Annotated in this window: 8 protein-coding genes and 1 pseudogene; 5 read left to right on the top strand and 4 right to left on the bottom strand. The window is 68.7% G+C overall.

Annotated elements, in window-relative coordinates:
• Positions 1 to 123 (top strand): MspA family porin (locus QOC69_RS34840; RefSeq protein WP_264057095.1); only part of this gene is annotated, 123 nt, incomplete at its 5' end.
• Between the two features lie 66 nt (positions 124 to 189).
• Here the strand turns inward: QOC69_RS34840 and mscL are convergent.
• Complete coding sequence (mscL, locus tag QOC69_RS34835) at positions 190 to 639, bottom strand: large-conductance mechanosensitive channel protein MscL (protein WP_526447196.1); 450 nt, start codon at positions 637 to 639, stop codon at positions 190 to 192.
• Between the two features lie 138 nt (positions 640 to 777).
• On the opposite strand from mscL, the gene QOC69_RS34830 reads away from it, so the two are divergent.
• Complete coding sequence (locus QOC69_RS34830; RefSeq protein WP_526447194.1) at positions 778 to 978, top strand: hypothetical protein; 201 nt, start codon at positions 778 to 780, stop codon at positions 976 to 978.
• 3 nt (positions 979 to 981) lie between these two features.
• Here QOC69_RS34830 and QOC69_RS34825 read toward each other — a convergent pair whose 3' ends face one another.
• Positions 982 to 1,647, bottom strand: coding sequence for an SAF domain-containing protein (locus tag QOC69_RS34825; RefSeq protein ID WP_526447192.1), 666 nt, complete (start codon positions 1,645 to 1,647; stop codon positions 982 to 984).
• Between the two features lie 68 nt (positions 1,648 to 1,715).
• Positions 1,716 to 2,117: an FmdB family zinc ribbon protein gene (locus tag QOC69_RS34820; RefSeq protein ID WP_526447190.1), complete on the bottom strand. Its 402-nt coding sequence runs from the start codon at positions 2,115 to 2,117 to the stop codon at positions 1,716 to 1,718.
• Positions 2,118 to 2,179: 62 nt separating this feature from the next.
• Between QOC69_RS34820 and QOC69_RS34815 the strand changes: the two genes are divergently transcribed.
• Positions 2,180 to 2,875, top strand: a complete 696-nt coding sequence (locus tag QOC69_RS34815) for a GmrSD restriction endonuclease domain-containing protein (protein WP_526447188.1) — start codon at positions 2,180 to 2,182, stop codon at positions 2,873 to 2,875.
• Here the strand turns inward: QOC69_RS34815 and QOC69_RS34810 are convergent.
• Entirely contained in the window at positions 2,872 to 3,465 is a 594-nt protein-coding gene (locus tag QOC69_RS34810) for a 5-formyltetrahydrofolate cyclo-ligase (protein ID WP_526447186.1), read from the bottom strand. The two genes, QOC69_RS34815 and QOC69_RS34810, sit on opposite strands and share 4 nt — an antisense overlap.
• Positions 3,466 to 3,554: 89 nt before the next feature.
• Between QOC69_RS34810 and QOC69_RS34805 the strand changes: the two genes are divergently transcribed.
• Together QOC69_RS34805 and QOC69_RS34800 are read left to right on the top strand one after the other, a co-directional pair.
• Positions 3,555 to 4,469, top strand: coding sequence for a UTP--glucose-1-phosphate uridylyltransferase (locus QOC69_RS34805; protein ID WP_526447184.1), 915 nt, complete (start codon positions 3,555 to 3,557; stop codon positions 4,467 to 4,469).
• Between the two features lie 39 nt (positions 4,470 to 4,508).
• A pseudogene (locus QOC69_RS34800) lies at positions 4,509 to 4,866 on the top strand (molybdotransferase-like divisome protein Glp); the annotation flags it as partial.

The raw sequence follows: 4,866 nt of genomic DNA, 5'->3' as shown, positions 1-4,866 counted from the left end.
TCCAACGCGCACGGCACGGTGACCGGCGCTGCCGGCGGTGTGCTCCTGCGTCCGTTCGCCCGACTGATCGCCTCCACCGGCGACAGCGTCACCACCTACGGCGAACCCTGGAACATGAACTAACTCCCTGGTTCAAACGAAAACAGCCCCCGGCTTCGGCCGGGGGCTGTTTGCGTGTTGGGCGGGCTGCTACTTGTCGGCGCTCGTCGTCTCGGCAGTGTCGGGGCTGGGTCCGGTGCCGGGGCCGGTGACGTGCTTGCCGCTGCCGCCGTCGGCCAGCAGATCGCGGATCTCGGTCATCAGACTCAACTCGGTGTCCTGAGCCTGCTCCACTTCGCCCTTCTTGCGGAGCCGGTTGTACGGGGCCACGACGAGGAAGTAGACCACCGCCGCGACGAGGATGAAGTTGATGGCCGCCGACAGCAGGATGTTGAGGTCGATGGTCTGGCCGCCGCCGATGCCGATCTTCAGGATGCCGTACTCCGAACCGCTGCCGGCACCGATGCGGTCGATCAGAGGCTGCACGATGCTCTCGGTGAACTTGGTCACGAGCGCGGTGAACGCGGTGCCGATGACGACCGCAATCGACAGGTCGACGATGTTGCCGCGAGAGAGAAACTCCTTGAAGCCCTTCAACACGAGCGGATCCCTTCCATGCGTGACGGGTGGTTGTCCAGAGGTGCAACGTTAGTAAGGCCGACGCTGCGGAGGCCCCAAGACGGTGCTAGCTTCGGGGAATCCGTTCACGCGTAGAGGATCTGGAGTCAACGAGTGCCGATGCGGTTGCTGGTGTCCGCGGTGATGGTGTCGATCGGCCTTGCGGGTCTGGCGGGAGGCACGGCAGGCGCACAGCCGTCGACTCCTGCGCCGACGCCGCCAGGGTCGACGTCCGACGAACTGGCCGACATGGTGATGGATGCGATCGGGCACGGATCCGGTGCACCGACCACCACGCCGGTTCCGCCGCCCCCGCACTGAGACTCAATGCAGGGTGAGCGTGACGGCCTGCGTCAACGACGCACCTGCCACTTCGTTTGCCGTGTGAGCGGGGAGGGCCACCAGCACCACCCTGTCGTCACCCCTGCCGGGTGAGGTGACCTCCTCGGAGACCAGGACCACGACGGCGTCCGTCGCCACCACATGAGGCTGCTCGTCGACGGCGCCGCCGGGTGTCGCGGAATCGGCGGCCAGCACGTCCACCACGTCTCCGGGACGGATCAGGTCGAGTAAGGCGGCATCGGCGAGCCGCAGCGGCACCACCCGTGCGTCCGGGCCTGCGGTGGCCTCGGCGAGTCGCGGGCTGAGCAGTCTGACGTCGGTGATCACCTCCCCGCGGCGGGCAGGTCCGGCCAGGGTCGACCCCACCAGCGTGGCCGGGTCGGCTTGAGAGCCGTCGGGAATGGTTGTCTTCGAACGTGATTCGATTCGAAGGTCGGCCGCAGTGAGTTCCACGCCGGGTGCGAGGTCGTGCGCGAAGACGACGACGTCGGCGCGGCCATCGGCGGGGTCGGGACGCAGCGCGGCCACCCCCGCCAACACGACGAGTGCACCCGCGGTCACCCGGCGGGCCGCCGCGGTCCGCGTCCAGTCCGGTCGAAGCGCCTGCGCGAGCCGGCTCGCCGGCGACGGATTGAGCGATTCCCCCATGCGCCCACGTTAAGTGGGAGGCGCGGCTTTCCAACCCCGGCGACGGCCGGGCCTGTGGATAACTTCGGTTAGGAGCTGGCGGCAGCGGGGGTGGAGCTACTGCTCGAACTCGAGCTCTTGCCGTTCGACGAGCCGGAGCTCGACGAGCTGGAACTGGATGAGGAGTCCGAACCGGACGAAGACGACGAACTAGACGAAGAGGGCGTCGAGGACGATTCGGATGACGAGGAGCCGGCGGACTCGCTGGTCTTGGCCGACCCGTTGGACGAGCTGCCGGCCGCACTCTTCGCGGCCTCGCGGCTGTCGTTGCGGTAGAAGCCGCTGCCCTTGAACACCACGCCCACCGAGCCGAACAGCTTGCGCAGCCGGCCGGCGCACTTGGGGCACGTGGTCAGCGCATCGTCGCTGAACGCCTGCACCGCGTCGAAGCGGTTGTCGCATTCAGTACACGCGTAGGAATAGGTCGGCACGCAAACCTCCGAGATGGTCAAACTTCTTAGCACTCTACCGGCGCAAGTGCTAGAACCGCTATGTGGGCCGCGTCATTCCCGTTCTGGTGGCGATCGTCGCGGTCGGCGTCGCAGTGGCCGGCTGGCTGCACTTCCGCAGCGACTCGATGCTAGCGGTACCGCCCGACGCGCCGTCGTCTCAGGGCTCGGCCCGATACGACCAGGTCAGGGAGAACCTTCGGCGGCTGCCGGTGAAGGGGTGGGACCGGCACACCGACTTCGCCAGGTACCGGTTCGGCGAGGCGTGGAGCGACGACGTCGGCGTCGAGTTCGGCCACAACGGCTGCAACACCCGCGACGACGTGCTGCGCCGCGATCTCGTCGACCTCACCGTGCGTCCAGGAACCTGCCTCGCCCAGCGCGGCACGCTGCACGACCCGTACCGCGGCGAGACGATCGCCTTCGTCCGCGGACGAACGACGTCGGACGCCGTGCAGATCGACCACGTGGTGGCACTGGCCGACGCCTGGTACAAGGGCGCCCGCGACTGGGACGACCAGCGGCGCCGCGACTTCGCCAACGATCCGCGCAACCTGTTGGCCGTGAGCGCAAAGGGCAACTTCGACAAGGCATTTCGCGACGCCGCGGGTTGGCTGCCGCCAAACGTGGGGTTCCGCTGCCAGTTCGTCGGCCGCCAGGTGGAGGTGAAGACCGCCTACGGGCTGTGGGTGTCGGACAAGGAGAAGCGGGCCATGGCCGAGGTGCTCGACGGCTGCTAGCCGTGCGCTCGGAGCGCGACCAGACCCAGGCCTGGCGTGAGCGCGTGGGTCATCGGCACGTCGTGGTCGGCCCCTGGCAACAGGTCGACCAGCTCGTCGTCGCGGACCACCGCGACCAACAGCGCGGCCGGATCGGCCGAGCTCAGCGACCGGTCGTAGAAGCCGGCGCCGCGGCCGAGTCGAACGCCAGCGAGGTCCACCGCCAGTGCCGGAACCAGGACCACCGATGCGGACGCGATCGCGTCGACGCCCAACCACGGCGGCCCGGGCTCGCGCAGTCCGAAGCGGGCGTCGACCAGGCCACCCGCGCGGTACTCGCCCCATTGCAGTGGCAGGGGGAACCCGGCCTCGTCCTCGCGGGCGACGGGAAGCAGAACCCGTACGCCGAGCCCGGCCAGCGCGTCGAGCATCGCCGTCGAACCGGGTTCGGAACCCACCGGCAGATAGGCGCAGACGGTGTCCCCGGCGTGCACCAGCGCGGGCAGATGCCCGCACAGCGCGTCGGCGTCCGCCCGGCGCTGCGCGGGCGAGGTCAGGCGGCGGGCCCGCAGCACCGCCTCGCGCCATTCGGCCTTCGTCGTCGGATCCACGAACCCACCATGACATCCGAACGACGGACCTTCTGTGACTTGCCAACCTCAAGAGGTCGCAAACCGGGGATGACGTTATGGTGTGAACGATGGAGACACGGGCTCAGGTGCGGATTCCGCGTACCGCTGTCGTTCCCGCTGCCGGTCTGGGGACGCGATTCCTGCCTGCCACCAAGACGGTACCCAAGGAGTTGCTGCCGGTCGTCGACACGCCCGGCATCGAGCTGGTCGCTGCCGAGGCCGCGCAGGCCGGCGCCGAACGCCTGATCATCATCACCTCCGAGGGCAAGGACGGCGTGGTCGCGCACTTCGTCGAGGATCTCATCCTCGAGGGCACGTTGGAGGCGCGCGGCAAGCACGTGATGCTGGAGAAGGTGCGGCGCGCGCACGGGTTGATCAAGGTCGAGTCCGTCGTTCAGAAGGAGCCGCTCGGGCTCGGCCATGCCATCGGGTGCGTCGAGGAGAAGCTGCTGCCCGACGAGGATGCGATCGCGGTGCTGCTGCCCGACGACCTGGTCCTGCCGACCGGCGTGCTCGAGGTCATGTCGAAGGTGCGCGTCAAGCGCGGCGGCTCGGTGCTGTGCGCCATCGAGGTGCCGCCCGAGGAGATCAGTGCCTACGGCGTGTTCGACGTCGAGGTGGTGCCGGACGCCGCGAATCCGAACGTGTTGCGCGTCAAGGGCATGGTGGAGAAGCCGAAGGCCGAGGACGCCCCGTCGCCGTACGCCGCCGCCGGTCGGTACGTGTTGGACCGGGCGATCTTCGATGCGCTGCGTCGGGTGAAGCCCGGCGTCGGAGGCGAGATTCAGCTGACCGACGCCATCGCCCTGCTCATCGAGGATGGCCATCCGGTCCACGTCGTGGTCCATCGCGGTCGCCGACACGACCTGGGAAATCCCGGCGGCTACCTCAAGGCTGCGGTTGACTTTGCGTTGGAACGCGACGACTACGGACCGGAGCTACGGCGCTGGCTGGTCGAGCGATTGGGCCTGGGCGAACACTAAGAGCGCGCCGCGGGCCATGGCACTGCAGAAAGGCGCACTGTGCGTTCGGTCGAGGACCAGCAGGCTCGAGTAGCTGCTGCTGCGGTGGCGCCACGCCCGGTGCGGGTGGCCATTGCCGAGGCACAGGGTCTGATGTGCGCCGAGGAAGTCGTCACCGAACGGCCGCTCCCCGGCTTCGACCAGGCCGCCATCGACGGATATGCCGTGCGCAGCGTCGACGTGCTCGGAGTCGATCCGGGTGATGACGTCGACGATGGCGGTGACCGCGAGGTCAGCCTTCCCGTGATGGGCGTGATCGAGGCGGGCACGCGCACTCCCAGTCGCCTGCAACCACGCCAGGCCGCCCGCGTTCAGACGGGCGCCCCGATGCCGACGCTGGCCGACGCGGTGTTGCCGC

This window comes from Mycobacterium sp., from assembly GCF_032162105.1.
Lineage (GTDB): Bacteria > Actinomycetota > Actinomycetes > Mycobacteriales > Mycobacteriaceae > Mycobacterium.
The sequence above is the reverse complement of the archived record's forward strand: the minus strand, read 5'-3'. Positions and strand labels throughout refer to the sequence as shown.

Coding starts and splice junctions, on each gene's coding strand:
- QOC69_RS34830 (WP_526447194.1), top strand. CDS start 778: ATGCGGTTGCTGGTGTCCGCGGTGATGGTGTCGATCGGCCTTGCGGGT.
- QOC69_RS34825 (WP_526447192.1), bottom strand. CDS start 1,647: ATGGGGGAATCGCTCAATCCGTCGCCGGCGAGCCGGCTCGCGCAGGCG.
- QOC69_RS34805 (WP_526447184.1), top strand. CDS start 3,555: ATGGAGACACGGGCTCAGGTGCGGATTCCGCGTACCGCTGTCGTTCCC.